The 19,604-nt window shown below is 61.5% G+C and carries 16 protein-coding genes and 2 pseudogenes; 5 read left to right on the forward strand and 13 right to left on the reverse strand.

The features are described 5' to 3' along the window. From WBP07_RS18795 to WBP07_RS18810, 4 genes and pseudogenes are all read right to left on the reverse strand, one after another. Window positions 1–306, reverse strand: a pseudogene (locus WBP07_RS18795) (hypothetical protein); the annotation flags it as partial. A gap of 93 nt (window positions 307–399) precedes the next feature. Further along, window positions 400–3,885 (reverse strand): AAA family ATPase, encoded by a 3,486-nt coding sequence (locus WBP07_RS18800; protein ID WP_395395868.1) that lies wholly within the window; start codon window positions 3,883–3,885, stop codon window positions 400–402. Next, window positions 3,872–5,125: an exonuclease SbcCD subunit D gene (locus WBP07_RS18805; RefSeq protein ID WP_395395869.1), complete on the reverse strand. Its 1,254-nt coding sequence runs from the start codon at window positions 5,123–5,125 to the stop codon at window positions 3,872–3,874. Before WBP07_RS18805 ends, WBP07_RS18800 begins: the two co-directional genes overlap by 14 nt. Further along, on the reverse strand, window positions 5,122–8,439 hold the full coding sequence (locus WBP07_RS18810) for a TM0106 family RecB-like putative nuclease (protein WP_395395870.1): 3,318 nt from the start codon (window positions 8,437–8,439) through the stop codon (window positions 5,122–5,124). The genes WBP07_RS18805 and WBP07_RS18810 overlap by 4 nt, the downstream gene beginning before the upstream one ends. Window positions 8,440–8,542: 103 nt before the next feature. Between WBP07_RS18810 and WBP07_RS18815 the strand changes: the two genes are divergently transcribed. Continuing rightward, window positions 8,543–9,526, forward strand: coding sequence for a helix-turn-helix transcriptional regulator (locus tag WBP07_RS18815; RefSeq protein WP_395395871.1), 984 nt, complete (start codon window positions 8,543–8,545; stop codon window positions 9,524–9,526). A 96-nt stretch (window positions 9,527–9,622) separates the two neighbouring features. Here WBP07_RS18815 and WBP07_RS18820 read toward each other — a convergent pair whose 3' ends face one another. Genes WBP07_RS18820 through WBP07_RS18830 form a run of 3 tightly spaced genes read right to left on the reverse strand, consistent with a single transcriptional unit; the run spans window position 9,623 to window position 12,282 of the window. Then, window positions 9,623–10,537: an S-4TM family putative pore-forming effector gene (locus WBP07_RS18820; RefSeq protein WP_395395872.1), complete on the reverse strand. Its 915-nt coding sequence runs from the start codon at window positions 10,535–10,537 to the stop codon at window positions 9,623–9,625. After that, a complete protein-coding gene (locus WBP07_RS18825; RefSeq protein WP_395395873.1) occupies window positions 10,534–11,979 on the reverse strand; it encodes a nucleotidyltransferase in 1,446 nt (481 codons plus the stop codon). Before WBP07_RS18825 ends, WBP07_RS18820 begins: the two co-directional genes overlap by 4 nt. 9 nt (window positions 11,980–11,988) lie before the next feature. Further along, the gene (locus tag WBP07_RS18830) at window positions 11,989–12,282 is read right to left on the reverse strand and encodes a hypothetical protein (RefSeq protein ID WP_395395874.1); all 294 of its coding nucleotides are present in this window, start codon (window positions 12,280–12,282) and stop codon (window positions 11,989–11,991) included. Window positions 12,283–12,535: 253 nt separating this feature from the next. On the opposite strand from WBP07_RS18830, the gene WBP07_RS18835 reads away from it, so the two are divergent. Continuing rightward, entirely contained in the window at window positions 12,536–13,537 is a 1,002-nt protein-coding gene (locus tag WBP07_RS18835; RefSeq protein WP_395395875.1) for a rod shape-determining protein, read from the forward strand. 137 nt (window positions 13,538–13,674) lie between these two features. Here WBP07_RS18835 and ctrA read toward each other — a convergent pair whose 3' ends face one another. Next, entirely contained in the window at window positions 13,675–14,376 is a 702-nt protein-coding gene (gene ctrA / locus WBP07_RS18840; RefSeq protein ID WP_395395876.1) for a response regulator transcription factor CtrA, read from the reverse strand. 227 nt (window positions 14,377–14,603) lie between these two features. Between ctrA and WBP07_RS18845 the strand changes: the two genes are divergently transcribed. From WBP07_RS18845 to WBP07_RS18855, 3 genes are all read left to right on the forward strand, one after another. Then, window positions 14,604–15,284: a hypothetical protein gene (locus WBP07_RS18845; RefSeq protein WP_395395877.1), complete on the forward strand. Its 681-nt coding sequence runs from the start codon at window positions 14,604–14,606 to the stop codon at window positions 15,282–15,284. Beyond that, entirely contained in the window at window positions 15,277–16,032 is a 756-nt protein-coding gene (locus WBP07_RS18850; RefSeq protein WP_395395878.1) for an RES family NAD+ phosphorylase, read from the forward strand. The genes WBP07_RS18845 and WBP07_RS18850 overlap by 8 nt, the downstream gene beginning before the upstream one ends. Before the next feature lie 257 nt (window positions 16,033–16,289). Continuing rightward, entirely contained in the window at window positions 16,290–16,445 is a 156-nt protein-coding gene (locus tag WBP07_RS18855; protein ID WP_395395879.1) for a hypothetical protein, read from the forward strand. A 73-nt stretch (window positions 16,446–16,518) separates the two neighbouring features. Here WBP07_RS18855 and WBP07_RS18860 read toward each other — a convergent pair. From WBP07_RS18860 to WBP07_RS18880, 5 genes and pseudogenes are all read right to left on the reverse strand, one after another. Further along, window positions 16,519–17,313: pseudogene (locus WBP07_RS18860) on the reverse strand (acetyl-CoA C-acyltransferase); the annotation flags it as partial. Window positions 17,314–17,437: 124 nt separating this feature from the next. Continuing rightward, complete coding sequence (locus tag WBP07_RS18865) at window positions 17,438–17,749, reverse strand: hypothetical protein (protein WP_395395880.1); 312 nt, start codon at window positions 17,747–17,749, stop codon at window positions 17,438–17,440. 265 nt (window positions 17,750–18,014) lie between these two features. Then, window positions 18,015–18,353: a chaperone modulator CbpM gene (locus WBP07_RS18870; protein WP_395395881.1), complete on the reverse strand. Its 339-nt coding sequence runs from the start codon at window positions 18,351–18,353 to the stop codon at window positions 18,015–18,017. Next, window positions 18,350–19,243 carry a DnaJ C-terminal domain-containing protein gene (locus WBP07_RS18875; RefSeq protein WP_395395882.1) on the reverse strand — a complete coding sequence of 298 codons (894 nt, stop codon included), beginning with the start codon at window positions 19,241–19,243 and terminating at the stop codon, window positions 18,350–18,352. Before WBP07_RS18875 ends, WBP07_RS18870 begins: the two co-directional genes overlap by 4 nt. Before the next feature lie 185 nt (window positions 19,244–19,428). Continuing rightward, window positions 19,429–19,587, reverse strand: a complete 159-nt coding sequence (locus tag WBP07_RS18880) for a CrcB family protein (RefSeq protein WP_395395923.1) — start codon at window positions 19,585–19,587, stop codon at window positions 19,429–19,431. Window positions 19,588–19,604 lie beyond the last annotated feature (17 nt).

Consider the following 19,604-nt stretch of genomic DNA (forward strand, 5'->3'; position numbering starts at 1 on the left):
GCGCTGCGTCAGTTGATTGCGCAACTGGATTTCAAACTCAGACCCTGTCAGCCCGGCGACGCGCTTGGCTTTCGGTATAAAAAATTCGCGACGCTCCCGGGCTTTTCCGTCGGTTACGCGTTCGGCAGTGAACGTCTGCTCGGTAAACAGGAATTGCAATTCGTCGATCAGCTGCAACTCCTTGCGGAGAGCCTCGAACGCGAAGATTGAAAAGCTGGACGCAGCAATTCGAAGGCGTTGCCCTCGCTTGAGGTCCTTCTTCAGCTCATCCCCGAGGAGGACATTGATGTTATCGATTATCTGCAAAGGTCACCAGATTCGCAAAGACTGAAGAAGGCCGTAATGCGACCAATGGTTTGGCGAAATGCGCAACCACCCATGCCTCCGTTCGCACAGACCTCATGCCGCACGATCCAGATCGATGATGTTGGCAAGGCCTTGTTTCGCCAATGGTTCAGCAAGCGTCCGGACGCTGCGATGGTGAGTGAAAAGCAGGACCTGATTGGTCTTGCCAAACTCGGCGAGCAGGTCGAGCGTGGAACGGCTGCGCTCATCATCGAAATGCACCAGAATATCGTCCGCGATGAAGGGCAGCGGCTCCGTCGCACCGGCGTAATTCTCAAGGCTAGCCAGCCGGAAGGCGAGGAAAAGCTGGTCGCGTGTGCCGTCGCTCATGGTAGCGACCGCAGCAACACCGCCATTGGCTCGCCGTCCAACCACGACCGGATGGCCTTTGTCATCGATATCAGTCTCGATTCCGGCGAATTCACCGAGTGTCGTTGCCGTGAACAGTTCGCCTGCCCGCGCAATGAGCGGATCTTGCTGTTCTGCGCGGATCGTTGCCATTGCCGACGTCACCAATTCGCGCGCAACTGATAGCTCGAGATAGCGTTCGAGGGCGAGTTGCATTTGCGCGGCCGCCGCTTCGCGTTCGGCAACGGCGTGATTGACCTCGCTCTGGCTCAGATAGGCAACAAGGTCGTCCTTTGCCGCCTTCTCGGCGAGAATGGCTGCCTCGATTTTCGTCTCGATCTCGGCGTCACGCGATTTCTGCTCGTTCAGTTCCGCGCGCACCTCGTCAAGGTCGCGTTCATCCCATTCCGCCCGCAATACAGTGAGATCAAGCTTGTCGCCCACGTCCGTTGCGGTGCGTTCCGCCAGAGCGATCTCATCGCACAAACGCATGCGTGTTTCACACCGTGATGCTGCGTCCATAAGTGCCCCATCATCGCCGACATCGAGTTTTGCCGAAGCCGCGAGTGTAGCCAGCTCCTCCCGCGCCGTGCCGAGGGCCTCTTGCGCCTGGTCGGCCTCGACCTTCGCCTCCTCAAAGTCGGGCAGTACCCCATCATATTGGGTCTGCGTCGTGGCGTTGTCGCTGAACCGGGCCAGCAGCATCTGCGCTGCAACCACAACGTCTTCGCCAATCTCGATGGTGAGTACGGCCGCGAGGCTGCGGACATCCGTCGTAAGGCTCGCTTCGTCTTCGTCCATGCGCTTTAGCCGCTGGCGGGACTGCCCTATTGCCGAAAGCACACCGCGTGCGCCGACCCATTCGGTCACTGCACTGTTGGCATCTGTCGGCGAAATGTCGGGTTTGAGCCCCAGCGCACCTGTTGCAGCAGGCCATGCCGCGTCCCAGGCACCCTGTGTGTCCGACAATTGTTGCACTTCCGCCTCGACCAGCTTGTGTTGCCGTTCGATGTCCAGGCGGTCGCGCGTGTCCCTTGTATATTCGGCATGTGCTTGTTCGTGCCGGGAGATGGCATTTTGCACCGCGCTGACCCGGGCCGCGAACGACAGTTTGGAATCGAGGTTGCGGCTTTGTTCGATCCGTTCGAGCAACTCAACGGCCGGCGCAAGCTGGGCCTCCTCCAAAGCCAGTGCATTCGATGAAGCGCGCAGCCGTTCGGATTCGTCCAGCACCAGCTGTCGAGCTTGGCCAAATTGGAGGAGCGATGCGAGTTCAGGATGTTGGGCCAACACTCGCGGAAAACTGTTCTCCCATTGCGCGATTTTCACTTCCGACTGCGCGACAAGCGCAGTCGTATCCGCTTCTGCCGCCTTGATCGCGTCCCTTGCCTCTGCGACGCGCCGCAACGCGAGTGCGAGCGATGCAGCCCGTTCTGCCTCTGCGGCGCGGCGATCGGCAAGTTCGTCTGCAGACATGATTGCCGTTTCCAGACCGTCAGCAACGGCAAGGCGAGCAGCGCCGTCATCGGGTAGCTGTCCCGCGACATAGGCCGTCTTTATCGGCCTCCAGGCATCGGCGCGCTGGGTGCGCGCTTCGGCAAGTGACGCATCACTCGCAATGGTCCCGGATGCCTGAAGCGCGCCAATATCAGCCTCACCGGCTGAAATCTCGCGCTCGGCCTGTCGCTTCAGCTTGGCCTGATCCTCGATCTGCGAGGTCAATGTCTCGCGCGCGGCCTGCTCACTGCGAATATCGTCGATGCTGGGGCATGGCAGAGTGGCAAGCGCATCGATAGTATCGAAGCCAAGCGCCTTGAGCCGTCCGGTCAATGTTGCGCTGTCAGTATCCAGTGCCTGCTGACGTGCCTGGTGCGCCGACTTCTGCGCCGCAAGGCTGGCAAAGGCCGATGACGACGCCTCGGGAGGAGCATCATGCCCTGCCAGGCGCGCCGCCTCCAAACGATCGTTAATCGCCGCAAGTGAAGCCGCCAGTTCGCCAAGGCGCGTTCTGGCAGAGGCAAGACTTGGACGGCGCTCCACCATCTCATCCGCAAGCGAGCGCACAAGATTGAGGGCAGACTGGTCCGGGATCAGTGGCGCAAGATCCGCATCGGCTGGCAGGCCAAGCATCCGGCGCAGCGCCGCCAGCTGAGCCTCGCCGTCGTCAATCTCGCGCTGCCGATTGGCACGATCTGACCGGGCCTTGCTGACGTGAATGGCGCGTTCGGCCAGGTCACGCACCCGCTGTTCGGAGACTTTGAGACCCGGGTTGACCACCAGCGCATCAAGCCGTGCCTTCAGGCGGTTCCGCCGCTCTGTCGTGTCCTCGAGCCGTTTTTCAGCCCCGTTGCGCTGGTCCAGAGCAGTCCGCATATTCGCCGCGAAATCATCCGGGAAGGACGCAACATCGTCGTAGCCGACCAGATCCAGTGTAAAGTTGGCTAGCTGACGCAAGTGTGGCGCGACGCGGAGGACGCGCTCCAGCCGGGACGTCGATGCACCAAGGCTGCGCCTCTCGGTGCGTAGGGCCTCGAGCTTTTCCTCGGCTGCGAGCAATGCCTTGCGCGTCTGCTCATAGATTTCCCGGGTCAGTTGCGCGCCGCGTGCAGTTTTTTCAGCTGCCTCGAATACCGTCAGCTGCTGGTAAAAGACACGGTTCACCGACCGCCTCGTATCGAAGAGCTTGTCCGCTTCGGCGTCAATGCCTTCGAGGCGAGATACCAGCGTGCGCAAGCCGCCGCCTGCTTCGACGATCAGACGCCCGATGTCGCCATCTGCGTGAAGCAATCGTTCCCCGCCGTTGCGCAAGGTCTCGTGGTTCAGACCGAAGAGCGTTTCGAACCGCTCTCGTGTGATGGCCCCCAGCACCGGCGCAAGGACAGTGTCATCGAGTGCCGTGCCAGACAGGTCAGCCAGTGTCTTGCCGTTGCCCTTGCGGCGTTTGAGCGTCAGCGTGCTGCCATCAGCCATCAGCATCGACGCCCCGAGGCGCATGCCATCATATCCGAACAAGCTGCCGCGCTGCGTATTCTTGGGGATCGAGAACAGAAAGTCGCTGATCGCCTCGAGGCAAGTGCTTTTGCCAGCCTCATTGGCACCAAACACGACCGTCAGTCCTGCCGCGTCCGGGATGGCGAGCTCGCGACTGGCGCAGCCGCCATATTTCTCGAGGCTAAGTTCAGTCAGGCGCATAGCCAGCCTCGCTGACTAGACTGCGGGCAAGGGCTGCCGCGCGTTCGGGTATTTCGGCGCGCATCTGCTCGATGAAGGCTTCGGCATGCGCGCCAGCGGGCAGTTTCGTCCGGATCTCGGCAAGTCGCGCTTCTAGCACTTGTGCAATCGCGCTGTCCTGGCTGAGGCGGGTCACCTCCTGATCCAGCTTTCCAGCAACCGTAGGGTCGACTGTGTCAGGAACTGCCGGATGTTCAGTTTCCAGCTTCAGCTTTTCCAGCCACACATCATCCGAAAGCGTTGCCAGCAATGTTTCCACGTCTTCCCGGAAGGAGGCACGTTCGAGAATCAATCTGGAATGAAGCGGTGTCGTTCCAGTCACCGTCAAGCGCAGGGCAATGGGTCGTCCATCGGCCTGCTCAGCGCCTTGGGCGATATGGCCGCGAATGAAATCCAGCAATTCCGGGTATTCGCTCGTTCCCGACACATCAACTGTGATCGATGCCCAGCGCACCACATCCAGCGCGCGATGCTCGAGACTGGTAACCCTGCCGTCATTGACTTTGACTAGGACTGCCCCCTTGGGGCCTGTCTCACGCGGATGTCGCCCCTGAAGATTGCCGGGATAAACGATGTGCGGGTGCTCGCCGAGCACGGCGTGGGCGTGGACGTGGCCCAGCGCCCAATAGTCATACCCATGATTGGTGAGCTGTTCGGGTGTACAGGGGGCATAACGGGCATGATGTCCTTCACTGCCCGCACATGCCGTGTGGAGAACACCGATATTGAACAGCGCCCGGGTCGCTGCCGGGTATTCGCGTGCCAGATCTTCCGAAACATCCGGGCGCGGAAAGCTGCGACCGTGAATCGCGACCCTCACATCGTCGAGGACGTGCGTTGCGGCGCGGGCCTTGGGAAAGACATAGACATTGCCCGACAGGGCGAGCTTGTCAGCGAAGCGGTTGGCGGAATCATGGTTCCCCAGCACCATGAAAACAGAGATCCCCGCATCGTCCAATCGGCGCATGCCCTCCATGAAGTAGAGCCCGGTCTGGAAATTACGCAGATCGCCATCGAAAATGTCACCGGCCAGCAGCATGAACCGGCAGCCTTCCTCGATCGCGAGGGCAACCAGATTATCGAAAGCTTCGCGAGACGCCGCCTCGACGCGTGCGGCATATTCTGCAGATTTACCCGCTAGCCCAAGTAACGGGCTGTCAAGGTGAAGGTCGGCGGCATGTAGAAAAGTGAACTCGGTCAATCTATTACCCCCCTGCCCTGTACAGCATGGCACGAACGGTAAACCGGCGGAAGGGCGCAGAGCGTGTTGACGAGTCTCATCTGCTCGATGTTGCTGCAGTTCGCCTCGCGCAGCCTATCGTTGCCAAACACGAGGGCGAGCGCTTTGGCCCGTGAAACCGCGACATTGATGCGGTTGAGCGAGAAGAGAAACTCCATGCCGCGGGCGGTCTCGTCGGCCGAGGAGGCCGTCATGGAGACCAGACATATAGGGGCTTCCTGGCCTTGGAACTTGTCGACCGTGCCGACGCGGATGCTGCTCGGCAGCCCTGCCCGCAGCGCGTTGACCTGTGCATTATAGGGGGCGACGACGATGATGTCGCCGGGGCCGATAGGGCGCGTGGCGCCGTTCTTGTCGGTCCAGCTACCCTTCAGCAACTCTTCGACCGCAGCACCGATCGCGGCAACCTCCTCGGCGGCGATCTGGGCATTACCGTCATGGACGACCGGCACCCAGAACGCGCCGGCCCGGGGCCAGGCCGTTCCGGTAACGCTCTGGCGCTCGGTATCGCTATGGCTGGCTAGCCGCCCCTCGTAGACCTGGTCGGAGATGAAGTCGCAAACCGCCGGATGCATCCGGCGGGTCTCGGCAAGGAATATGCCCCGATCGGGAGGGACGGTGGCATGCTCGCCCAGCATCCATTCCAGGCATGACATGTTGGCGGGCGCAGGATGCGCGCCCTGGATTACCTGAGGCAGCTGACGCGGATCGCCGACCAGCACGATATTGCGCGCGGCACGACCCATCGCGACCATGTTGGCGAGGCCCACTTGCCCCGCCTCATCGACAAACAACCAATCGAAGCCCTGCACATTCTCATCGCGCGCGAAGAAGAAGGCCGTGCCACCGACCACATTGGCGCGGGCGAGGATCAAGTCGTCATTGGCCGTGGCGCGGTGAACGGGACAATCGCTGGCATAGCCATCATCGCCGCCCGAGACCTTGTGGGCGAACGATACGGGAAAGGTGCCGCCTTCTTCCTCACGCGCGCGCAGACAGCCGAGCAGGACATTGCGGATCGCTTCATGGCTGTTCGAGGCGACGGCGACCCGATGTCCTGCTTTTACCAGCGCCAGGATCACCCGGGCCGTGACATGCGTCTTTCCCGTTCCCGGCGGCCCCTGGATCGGGAGCAATGTTTGATCCATGGCTTGCACCGCGGCGATGGCGCCCGCCACCGGTTCCCCACCACCGAGAATATCGCCGGCTATGCCGTTCAGGCGCGGGGTGGCGCCCGACAGCAGATCATCGACGGCATGATAGCGCCGCGGCCCGCATTGATCCTCGATGACGTCGCGCACCGCTGCGGCCAGCACCTTGGTATCGAGCGGCCAATCCGGATGCAGGGTCAGCCGATCGGCGAGGAGTTCAGCCCTTGCCACGCCGACCTTCAAGGTGATCGTGCACGCATCACGATCCAGCGCCTCAATCGCAACGGTTGACGGCGGCCCATCAATCCCGGGCACAGTAGCCTTACCGCCTTCGCGCAATTTGGTTTCCTGAGGGGGGAAACGATAGGTGCGCATCACCGAGCGCTTGATGGGTTCGATCCCGGATATCGCCTCGAGTCCCGCCAGGGCATCGAGATCGTCGACAAGCTCTTCCTCATCGCGCGCCGCGCTGTCGAAAACCGTCCACTGAGCGGGCTTGGCTTCACGCTTGTGGAACAGCCCCAGATTGAACAGCAATTCCTGACGCTCTGGGGCCAGAGTGGATGCGGCCAGGCGATCGCGCAGCGCTGCCGTTTCCTCGTCCTCGACGGACTCCTGCTCGGCCGCGTCTTGCGCAAGTACGGGCCACGGACCATCGGGTCGGATGCTGACCAGCCAATCGCGCAGAAGCTCGGTCGATTGGCAGTCGATCCGGTTATAGTCCTCGATCTCGTCGAGGATTTGCTGGCCGCCCGTCTCGCGCCAATTTTCATAAGCAACGACCGACCCGCCCGCGGTCTTGACCTCGCCCTCGCGCTTCAAGCCGTAAAAGGCCTCCAGCGCCTTGATGGAGTAGCTCGGTTCGGAAGCGATGAGCGCGCCGCGCACGACCGCATAGAGGTCGACAAAGCGGCGTTCACGCATGAGCCGGTCGAGAAAGGCCTCGCCGATACCATAGCGCGTGGTGAGGCGCCGCAGCGCGGTGATCTCATAGGGCGCATAATGGTAGATGCGGGCCTCCGGATAAGTCGTGAGGCGATCGCGAAAAAAGGCCAGCAGCCGTTCGAGCGCTTGCGCTTCGGCGGCATGGTCATGGGCCCAGAAGGCGTGGAAACCACCATCGGCCCACACGCCGTGCAGATACTCAAGGCCCCCCTCATAATGGGGGTCGCCCTCGATGTCGTAGAAGAGATCGCCCGCCTGCGGCCGAGGGAGCAGGTCAAAGCCTTTGCCGGGCTGTGCCGGACGCAACTCGAAGGCGGGTTCGCCGGTTTTGCGTGCGTGCTGTAATCTTGCCTGGCCGACAAGTTTCTCCGTCGTCGCATTCGCAACGCCGCGCACCGGGCCGTCATGCCGAGCCAGCGCGGCCATGGTTTCGATGCCGGACGCCTCGAGCTTCTTCACTTGGCCGCGGGTAATATTGGCGACTTGGAACAAGCTGTCCTGGCTGGTGAGGACGGCGTCGCAATGATCGGCCCATCGACACAGTGAACAATCCGCGCAGGGGATCGGCCGCGTCGGCCCGGGCGACGCAACAAACGCCTCGAGCTTCGCCCGTGCGCCGCGCGCATAATGGGCATAGTCGGCCAAGCGCAGTGTCGCGCGCGTCCCATCGCCGAGCTGCACATGGGCATGCTCCGGCATCACGCCCTGGATCTCCGCCAAAAGGTCGGAATAGAGCACGAGCTGCAGCACATGCTTGGGATGGGCTTTGCGCTTGAGCTTGGTGTCTGTCACTTCGTAGCTGAATGGTCCCAGCAACGATGGTCGCTCGACCCGCTCGAGAAAATCGGACCAGCCACCCCACCGCTCAGCCAGAAAAGCCCCTTGAAAGATGATCTGCGAGCCTTGCGCCAGGGCAGCTCGCGTCTCGTCCGCATTCTGAGCAAGACCGCCGCGCGCGATTTCAATTACCCCGCTGCCCGCGTCCTTAAGCGTCGCCAAATGGGCGGCCTCATGGGCATCGCCCTGTTTCTGAAGCAGCGCGGCATCCTCAGTATCTTCCCGGGGGGTGAGCGGCTCGCCGCGCATATAGGCAAGATCGAGCGCCGTCGCATGCGCGCAGCCGACGAACCGCATCAGGTCGGTCGCTGAAAACAGGATGGTACTCCCGATCGTCCTCACTTGGCCCCCTCGATTTGCCCTGCGCCCCGCGAGGGAATCACCTCGACAGACGCTACCCTGATCCTTAGCATGCGAGGGTGTCAATCTCTGACATGGACGTGTAATGACTTTCGCCAAGGCCAACGATCTTCTGCGCCTCGCCCAGCTCGCCGCCTCGCGGCGTTTGGGCATCAGTCTTGAGGAAATCTCTCAGGAATTCGGCATTTCGCACCGAACGGCGCAGCGCATGACGAGCGCGCTGGAGGATAATTTCGCGAATGTCGTTGTTGTGGAAGATGATGATCGCCGCCGGCGCTGGCGCATCCAAAGTCCCATCCCCGAGCGGCTGCAACCGCGCCAGGAAAACACCATCGAGGCTTTGGAAATCGCCGCCCGCGCGGCCCGCGATGAGAACAGGCTCCGCCATGCCCGCGCCCTGGAAGATCTCAGAGACAGCCTGATCACGCGCCTCTCGCCGCGAGATGCGCTGCGCTCCGAAGCCGATGCGGAGGCGGTGCTATCGGCTTTGGGCCAAGTGGCGCGGCCAGGTCCAAAGGTCGGGATGAAACCCGAGGTCACCGACGTTTTGATCGAAGCTCTGCGCGGACCGTTCAAAATGCGTATTGTCTATGGCGAGACTGACGCCGAAACCCGGACGGTCGAGCCGCATGGGCTGTTGCTGGGATTGCGCAGTTATCTCGTCGCGCGCCAAGCGGATCGAGGCGAGAATCTGCGCCATTTTCGTCTCGACCGCATTCATAGCGCTGAATGCCTCGATGAGAGTTTTCCTATCCAATCCGGTTTTTCCTTAAACGATCATGCGGCGCAGGCCTTCGGCGCTTATCAGGACCCCGCCCAATATGGCGAGATCGTCTGGCGGTTTCTTCCCGAAGCAGCCTCGCGCGCGGCGGAGTTCCAATTCCACCCCAACCAGTCGGCCGACTATCAAGATGATGGCAGTTTGATCGTGCGATTTCAGGCGGCGGGTTGGCTGGAAATGGCATGGCATCTCTATCAATGGGGCGACAAGGTAGAGGTTTTGGAACCACCTGGATTGCGGGCGCTGGTCGAAGGCCATGCGCGTTCCGACTTCCCGGCTCTGCCCTAGGGGCTCAACTGTACCGTCCTCAGTGATGACGGTTTTCAATTGAACTCAGCGAAGAAGCTGCCGCCGCCCCGTGGGAACGCTTACGGAAGATCACCTTCAGGGTTGATTGATCTCTGATATCCCCGCCTGACGCAGAAAATCAGCGGCCCCTAGGTTCATGTCGATCTCCATTCCGGATCTGAGCCAATGATAGACGAAAGGCAGGAGCAGCGGATTGCTGGTTCTGCGCTGGAATATGCTGTTCTGAAATTCGCGTGACCGTCTTTCGCACTCACTGTCGTCGCAACCTCCCGCGAGCGCCAGTTCCCATAATGCTTCCGCCTCCGCGCGGGCCAATTTCTGAGCATCGGCAGCGTCACGCTGCCGGAAAGCATCGCGCACCGCCCAGGACAGTACTGGGGTTGCTGGAACCAAGACTGTAACAACGAAATCGGTGAAGGGCAGATTGAGGGCTAGCCCAGCGACTACCAGTGCAAGCACAATTGCCACCGCCCCAGCGACCAACAAGAAACTGTAGTTTTCGCGCAGCCTTGCGTCATACCACAGATTTGTTCGCTGGCAGATTATCCGCGCCAAATGCAATGGCGCCCGTCCAACAGCGGCCGGATACCAATCGATGAGCTTTGCATCGCCCTTGGGCCATCGCCGATCAGCCTCGGCGATAATCTCCGGCTCAAGCGGCTTGCCGGCGGCGAACTTGCTCCATGGCAGTTTTAGAAGGTCGCAGTCGAACTGCTCGCAGATCAGAGCCGCAGTCTTCAAGCGGCGCTTCAAGGCTCTGTCGAGAAATCCGATGTCGATAAGCGTGAGGCTGACCGATACCGCGGCGGCGATCGGGCGTATCGCTGGCATGAATAGCGCGACAATCGCCATCACAACCGGGACAACGACAGTCAATGTGACCTGCATCAACTGCAGATGGGTGGCACGCCGATAGATTTCTGACCGGGCGCGCAGCAGACGCAAGAAATGCGGTGCGTTCTGACGCTCAGCTATGTCGTTCATATTCATTCAATCACCACATGGAACGGCTGACTTTGCCCGACAAGGACATCGTCAGCCATCCTGATGATGAAGGCCTCTGCGAGATGCACGCCACGATAATGAAGCTCCTCCCACCGCCGTCCATTTTGCTGGGGCGTATAGAAGTCGCCGCGCCCCTGCCGCAGTGACAGCGCCGCAGCGCCGGTGTTGGTGATGCGCCACTGTACCCGAAACCCGGCGGGCAACAGCTGTCCTCCGCCGATCCTTGCTTCGAACCACAGGCCTCCCCGACGAGGCAGCACCTCTCCTGGCGTCACCACCCGAATTGGCGTGGAATTGCGGGATTGATGCCAGGTCGCCGTGACATGGACGTCGCGCGATACGTGCGCCGCCTTGAGCCAGCTGGGCTCGAGCATATGCGGGGGCCGGTAAAAGAAGTCCGGGAGGATCGACACGCCATAATCACGAACGACCTCTACCAAGCTGTCGAGATGAGCAGCTGTACTGGTCAGCAAAGCTCGCACTCGCGACACGCCCTCCACATTGGTCTTGGAAGCTTCTACCACTTCTCCCTTGGCAAAGGCGTCCCCGAAAACACGGCGCCACGCGGTGATGCTGGAAGCGCGATCTTCCGCGACATAGGCCTCGTCAATCCATCCACGATATTTGTGAATGAAGGACCTGAAGTTCAGGTACTGGGTATCGGTCCAGCTAGCGGCAAAATCCTCGCTCGAAAGCTTCGGGTTCTCCACGCGCGGCTTGGTCGGCCTATCCTGCAGCCAATCATCAAGCCGTCCGATGACCGTCCGCAAGGTGGTGGGTACATCAGAAAATGCGTCGGAATCCTTATCATACCAGTGAATCTGCATGCCCAGAAGAGTCGTGAGCAAAACCGAAGGGCAGGTGAACGTGGTCTTGATGTCCCGGAGATACTTCATCAACCGCGTCACTTTGCGGAAGCTGTTTGATCCCGACAGCGTGTTGCGCTCACGAAGCCATGCCGTAAATTCGACCGGTTCGCTCGCATCGAAGCGGTCGGCCGCACGATTGCAGACTTCCATGCTTCCGTCATATTTCCGCGATCGAACCAGCGGGGCGATATCCACCTTGCGTTCGCCGGGATAGGTGACGGTGACACAATAATCCCAGGTTTTGGCCTTAGAGCCATAAACGGAGCTGTCAGCGAATGCCTTTCCCAGCTTCGCAACATAGTCCTTCGCGCTCCAGCCATCGACAGGGTCCACCACAACCAGCACGTCGGCATCGAATTCGCCGCCATCAACCGGCTTAATAATCGTGTCATGCGCCCACGAGCCCTGCTCTTCAAATCCACGGACACGGGGAGACCATTCGCATTGACGGATGAAATTCCTGATCGCTTCGACATTGGATTCAAGCAGGTCGATGCGGGTCTGATTGAGGTTGACCGTGTCTTTGAGAAGCGACGTGAATTGAGAAACCAGCTTCATGATATCGCCTCAGGCCGCCAGAGCGATGGTCGTGCGCTGCGCACGATTGAAAGCGAAACCTGCCGGTGCGCTGGCACGCGTCCGGAAAAACGCGACCGTATCGGCGTGGAGATAAACACGGTCAAGAGGGCTCAGTAGCCAGCTCTCACCATAGATTTCCAGCCAAACATCCGAGTTTTGTGTCGGCAATCCACCGAGCGCGAGAATGTCCTCAGTGGACACAGACGGTTGATTGGTTGCCCGCAAGCAGCCGTCGATGTCGATGATGTGGCGGCCGATCGCGGTACTATTTTCGCATTTCATCCTGTCGTCTCCGATTCGGTTGTACAACACTACAATCGGCGATGAGGGTGACAAAAATGGACACCCAGACTTGCGGTGCTTTATCCTCAATTCGCGGCACCACCTAGCTAACGGCGCGGAATCTGCTTGATTGACGACCGCTTGCCCTCGGGCGAAGCTGAGACAGCAACTTGAAGCGATCTCGATGACACTGTAGCGCTAGGCACCGCAGTAGTTGCAAGACAATGCGGCCAGGGACGGGTAGGACGATCCTATGACGTCCTTCCTGCTCCAGCGGCGACCTGAGATCGCGATCGATTTCGGAACCGCGAACATCCGCGTTCTGCGTCGCGGCGACGGTCTCGTTTTCGACGAGCCATCGCTTTGCTGTGTCGCGGGCAAGCATAACACGACCAGCCTGTTTGCCGCCGGCCGCGAGGCCTATGCGATGATCGACCGCACGCCAGCGGCCCTGCGCATTGCGCGGCCGCTATGTCGCGGGGTGCTACAGGATATCGATGCCGCGAAACGGGTGTTGCGCTATGCCCTGTCGAAGGCCAGGGGCCGGAGCCGCTGGCGCACGCCCGCCGCCATCATTGGCGTGCCCGCCGATGCGACCCAGGCGGAGCGCGGAGCCATGCTCACCGCCGCCGCCGACGCCGGGCTCGGCCCGATCACGCTTTTGACCGAGCCGCTCGCCGCGGCCATCGGGGCCGGGCTTGCCGTCGATGAGCCCGCCGGATCGATGATCGTGGAATGCGGCGCGGGAACGACCGAGGTTGCAGTCTTCTCGCTTGGCGGGATTTGCGGCACCGGATCGGTGCGGATCGGCGGCGACACGCTCAATCGCGCGCTCGCCGACCAGGTCCATCTCCAGCACAAATTCCTCATCGGCGATCGCTCGGCCGAACAGCTCAAGCTCGACTATGTCGCGCATAAGAGCTCACGCAGCGCGCAAGGCGATGCGATACCCGTCAGCGGACGCTGCCTGCGCACCGGCCTGCCCAAGACGATTGCGATCAAGATGGCCGATCTCGACCGGGTCGTCGAAAAACATGTGGCCCAGATCGTAAAGGTCGTGCGCGACGTGCTCGGGCAGACCGCGCCAGACCTCAGCCAGGACATCCACGACAAGGGCATCCTGTTGACCGGCGGCAGCGCGTTGGTGCCCTTGATGTGCACCATGATCGCAGACGCAACGGGTCTTGAGGTCATGACGGCCAATGAGCCCGCGCAATGCGTCGCCAAGGGCCTCGAGCGACTGCTCGAAGCTTGATGGGACGAAGCCTGAAGCCGATCTAGTCAGAGCCGAGCGGTGCACCCAAGGGGAAAGCGCGGACTGCCGCGCTCAAAGGGACGGCATCAGCACATCCACCCTGCCGAAAGATACGAGGCGTGTGGAACACCAAAGCTTTAGGCCGCTTGCTCAAAGGCCTCCTCGCCTGGCGCCCGGAGCATGTAGCCGCGGCCCCACACCGTTTCGATATAGTTTTCGCCGCCGCATGCGAGGGTCAGTTTCTTTCGTAGCTTGCAGATGAAAACATCGATGATCTTGAGCTCCGGTTCGTCAATGCCGCCATAAAGATGGTTCAGGAACATTTCCTTGGTGAGCGTTGAGCCTTGGCGCAGGGCCAGCAGCTCGAGCATCGCATATTCCTTGCCTGTCAGATGTATGCGGGCCCCGTCGACTTCGGCGACCTTCCCATCAAGGTTCACGGCAATCTTGCCGATACGTATGACGGACTCGGCATGACCCTTCGACCGGCGGACGACAGCGTTGATCTGCACGACCAGCTCGATCTTATGGAAGGGTTTGGTCAGATACTCGTCCGCGCCCATGGCGAAGGCACGGACCTTGGAATCCAGTTCCGCAATCCCCGAGAGGATCAGCACCGGAGTGTCGACTCGGCCCATCCGCAGCTTCTTGAGGACGTCGAAACCGTGCATGTCCGGCAGGTTGAGGTCGAGACAGATGAGATCGTAATCATAGGATTTGCCGAGATCGAGGCCCTCCTCGCCCAAGTCGGTCGAGTAGACATTGAACCCCTCGGCACTCAGCATCAGCTCGAGGGCACTCGCGACCGCAGCGTCGTCTTCGATCAACAAAACCCGCATGCAATGTCCTACGTTGATAGCCTGGTTAAAGCGCTATGACACGGCTTGGTTAAAAAGCCTCGCTCCGCCCTTCTTCTGAGGCGGGCATGCTAGCGATCAACTCACTTGTCGAAGCGAGAATGTGCCGCGCGGCACTAAGCGCGGCACATGTTGATTGAATTCGACCTCTCATTGATTATTTAGGATATCATGCTATATGGATATCCATCATATCCAGTGAGGCGATCATGACCACCGCAACAGCGCCGGATTTTTCAGACGTCCGTATCAAACCCCTTACCGGCTCCGCGCGGGATGTGCGCGCGCGTCTGAAGGACAATGGCGGCCCCATCATCGCCTTTCAGCTGGAACATGCTGGAGACGCGGCAGCCACGGCCTTCGCGGAGGCGGTGCGCCTGATCGCGCCGATGATCCTTCGCAACCTCGCGGACCGTGAGACCGCAACTCTCGAAAAGCTGGTCGACGCGCTCGTCCCCGCCGTTTCGCCACCCGAACATCTGCTCACCCAGGCTCGTATGAACGCCGAAGCCCGCAAGGCTGTGCTGGAAGGCGCGGAATGGCTCACTGCGGCCAAATTGTCCGAAATCGCAGGGTTTACTGGGCTGAACTCGAGCGCCCAGCCAAATAAATGGAAGCGCGAAGGTAGGATCTTCGCGCTGCGCCATGATGGCAATGATCTCTACCCAGCTTATGCGCTCGACCCGGAGGCGCAATATCGGCCGGTAAAGGGTCTCGCTCCCATTCTCCAGGTTTTCGGGGATGAGCTCGATGCCTGGGACATCGCGATCTGGTTCGCGTCCGCCAACGGGTTCCTGGGCGGCGCTCTGCCACAGGATCTCCTCGTCAGCGATCCCGAGCGCGTACTCGCGGCTGCGCACGACGAGGTCGCCGGCGTGCGTCATGGCTAAACGAGCCAAACCCCGCGACGCGGGTGCCGATCCAGCCAAGCCGCGAACGCGCAAGAAGGCGCCTGTCGCTCCGGCTCCCGCCCCTGCCGGAGCGATCCCTTCGCGCACGATCGCCTCGCCGCCCGACAACCTCGATGCGCTCGTCAAACGAACAAGCTGGTCAGCGAGCCAGACCATCCATCGCATTCACCCCGATGAATATGCCCCGGACGCATTCAATCCCGGGCCCGGCGGCAATGCCCGCTTCAGCCCGATCCGCGATGCCGCGGGTGACGCGATCCCGACCATCTATGGCGGCACCACGCTCGAATGCGCTGCCATGGAGACGGTATTCCACGATGTACCGCACGCGCCTGGCCTGAAGAGCGTCGCAAAAAGGAAACTCAGGAAGCACCACTATTCCCGCTTGCAGCCAGCAGCCGACCTGACACTGGCGGACCTGAGCAGTACCGCGCTGCGCAAGATCGGCATTCCGCGCGTCGACCTCATCGACAGCGACAAGGACATCTATCCGCAGACCCGCGCCTGGGCAGAGCCCATCCACGCCCAATGTCCGGACGTTCAGGGGCTGGGATGGGTATCACGCCAGGACGATAGCGCACGCGCCCTTATTCTTTTCGAGGACCGTCTGCCCGCCGCGCCGTTCAGCCATATCGAAGCGCCGGTCGACATCGTCGCGGATGCCGATACCTTTGCAGCGCTCATCGACCTCGCTGACACAATCGGCGTCAAGATCACCGGCAAGTAGCGTCGGCAACTGGCACGACAACCCTGGCAGCCAGGCACACTCCTCCTGCGAACGCGAGCTACTTGGGCCTGCTGCACGTCATTTTATTGCGTATGATCCATAGGCGCCGGGAGCGCAGCCAGGCCTAGCGCGTTCCACGACCGAAGGATCATGCGAGGCAGGACATGAAAGCAGCTGACAGAATCATCGAACGCGCCACGGCCCCGAGCCGGCGTCGGAAATTCATCCGGTCGCTCGAGGAAACCGCGGCACGGGCAGTGGTCACCGCAACCGTCACTTTCGCGGTGGGCTGGGTGCTCAAGAAGATGTTCGAAAGGTCGGTGGCCGAAGCCGCCGAAGAAGGCGCAAAGGCAGGCGCTGCGGACGCTGACGCCGGAGCGGCTGGCTCCGCCCAGCAGGGCGCTTCCGCCTAGGGGAAAGCGCTTGGGCGCTTTCCATTCGAGCCCAGCCCGCCGATACCGAACAGAATGCTGCTAAGCGGTGAATTCACGAAAGCCTTGGGCCGAGCCGCTCGATGACCATCGCGATCCCTTGCCCGCCGCCGATGCACATGGTCACGAGGGCGTAGCGGCCGCCGGTGCGGGTCAACTCGTAGAGCGCCTTTACCGTCAAAATGGCTCCGGTCGCGCCCACGGGATGGCCAAGACCTATCCCGCTCCCGTTGGGATTGACCTTCTCCGGGTCGAAACCCAGCAATTTGCTCACGGCGCAGGCCTGGGCGGCAAAAGCTTCATTCGCCTCGATGACATCCATGTCGGCCAGAGTCAGCCCGGCGCGGGCCAGAGCGATCGGTACGGCTTCGACCGGGCCCAGTCCCATGACTTCCGGCGCGACGCCGGCATGGCCCCAGGCGACGACCCGCCCCATGGGCTGCAAACCACGGGCCTGTGCCGTCCGCTCCGACGCAAGGATCACCGCCGCGCCGCCGTCGTTGATGCCGCTCGCATTGCCGGCCGTGACGGTACCGCCCTCGGGTTTGAATATCGGCTTGAGCGATATCAGACTTTCGGAGGACACGTCCTGACGGACATGCTCATCGACTTCGAACGACCTGACTTTCCCCCGCTCCCTTACTTCGACCGCCACGATCTGCGACTTGAAGCGACCTTCCGCGATCGCACGGGCCGCTCGGGCATGGCTTTGCGCGGCTAGCGCATCCTGCGCCTCGCGGCTGATCCCGTGGCGCGCGGCGACATTCTCGGCGGTGACCCCCATATGCCCCGCGCCAAACGGATCGGTCAGAACCGCGCTCAGTGCATCGACCATCACCTCGTCGCCCAGAGGTGGCGCGGGTCGCTGTGGCGGGGTGCCGAGGGTTAGAGGCTCGCGCCGCCGACGCTGGCCGAAGATGTGCTTGGTCACGTCTCCTTGGAACCAGGATCGGTGTTGCGATCGCTTCGGAGCGCTAATGGATGCAGTGTGCCACTTGCTCGGCCAGGATACCAAGCTTGTGCAAGGGCCCGTCCCCGATGCGACGGCCTTCATATTGTTCCGCGGTCCATCGAAAGGCATCGAACGCGCTGCCTAAGGGTCCGGCGGACATCGCCGCGCAGCGGCCAAGGCCTGCCTCCAGAAACCAGCAACCTTGGTGGTCACTGTGACAATCCGACTCCAGGCGAACGAACAGGGCAATCAGGCGATCGTCCCGAAAGACCTGCAGACCCTGAACATCCTCGCAGCCCGTGTCGACGCACACGGGGGAAAAGCTGTAAGGCATCTGTCTACTCCAGAAGCGAACCCTTACAGATTTGCGCCACTCTCGTCGTTAACTTCGATTTTGTGACCACGCGATTTGTCGCCGATGCTCCACGACACGCCGAATTGTATCGCGGTGAGGCTTGTTCTTTTTCACCGGCGTTCCACAGTCTTCCCCGCTCTTTCCGCCGACTTTCCCACTGCGCGCGAACCAGGCGCGTCCCTGGTGTGCCTTTGGCGATAATCCCCATCTTGCTCGCGCCTATGGGCGGGCGGCGACTGGCCAACTAGGGCCGGCGCTTGCCCAGGCGATAGTAGCGCTGGCGGAGGCGGCTCCCACGCCGGGTCACCCTGCCCTGCCCGGCAGGTCCTGCTCGCTGCATGGTCTCGAGCGCGCGGCGTAGGCCATGGATCTGGTCGAGCAGGTGGAGAACGATCTCGATGCCTTCGTCGTTAATCCCGAAATCGCCTTCCAGCTGATGAATGAGCCGTGCTCTGGCGGCATCCATTTCCGAGAGCTGCAACGTGCCGGAGTGCTCGGCGACCAGCCATTCGCGCTCGATCCAGGTCGTCAGAACCTTCCGTGCGATACCCGTGCGCTGCACGAAGTCGTCCAGGTCGATCATCGGCTTGTCTCCCGCGGATTGTGTGCCCTGCCCGCCTCCCAGCTTTTCACGAAGGCTTCGAGCTCCGGATCGGTCGGCTTGGGCAGTACGATCTTGAGCCTGACCAGTTCGTCGCCGCGGCCGCCGCCTGCACGCGGGGCCCCCTGCCCCTTCAGCCGCAATGTGCTGCCGCTGTTCGAACCGGCCGGCACCGTCATCGACACCTGGCCCGTCGGTGTCGCGACCTGGATCTTGCCGCCGAGCACCGCTTCGCTCAGCGAGATCGGAACCTCGAGAACGAGATCGTCGCCTTCTTGCGCAAATCGCGGATCGGGCAGAACCTCGAGCATGATGTAGGCGTCACCGGGGCCGCCGCTGCCAAAGCCCATCCCGCCCTTGCCCTTGAGGCGCAATGTCTGGCCATCGGCGACCCCGGCGGGAATCTTGACGTCGAGCGTACCACCACCCGGCAGGGTCAATCGCTGTTCGCCGCCCGTGATCGCCTGCGCCAAGGTCAGACCCAGGCGGAACTGGAGATCCTCGCCGCGCCGATTGGGCCGCGCTCTCCCACGTTGCCGGAACAAGTCGGCGAACAGGTCCTCGTCGAAATCCGCAAAGCCGCCGCTGTTGGCATATCGGCCGTAATCATTGCTGGCATAGTCCCGGTAATAGCCCTGCGGCGGTCGCTCGGCGCCGGTCTCGTCGATCTCGCCGGCGTCGAAGCGACGCCGCTTTTCGGGATCGCGAAGGAGATCATAGGCTCCCGCGACGGCCTTGAACTTGTCTTCAGCCGTCCGGTCGCCAGGATTGAGATCGGGATGGAGGGTCTTGGCGAGCTTTCGATAGGCCTTCTGAATTTCATCCGCCGAGGCTGTCGGCGATACCCCCAAGACCTCATAAGGACTGCTCAACGTGGTGCCCTCGCTCCTGTATCATTGGCCCAGCGCGGCATAGCCGCGCTCATCCAATTTTGTTGCGGTCGGGACAAAAACAAGATTTCGGTTAGGGCTGGCAGCACGATTTTCTTCTGGCTCCGTGCCACCGTCGGGGCCGCCGGCAAATGATCGCTGACACTCAATCCAACCTCTAATCTGCATCAACCGAAGCGGCGAGCCGCCACCACGACAACCGCAAAAACCGTGAACGATAGGACGAGACTGCCAAGGACGTAGCCTATCGCCGCGGCCTGTTCGCCGCGTTCCCACAGGCTGTACGCGTCAAGGCTGAACGTCGACCAGGTGGTGAAGCCGCCGATGAGGCCGGCGGCGCTCG

Source organism: Novosphingobium oxfordense, assembly GCF_044029435.1.
GTDB lineage: Bacteria > Pseudomonadota > Alphaproteobacteria > Sphingomonadales > Sphingomonadaceae > Novosphingobium.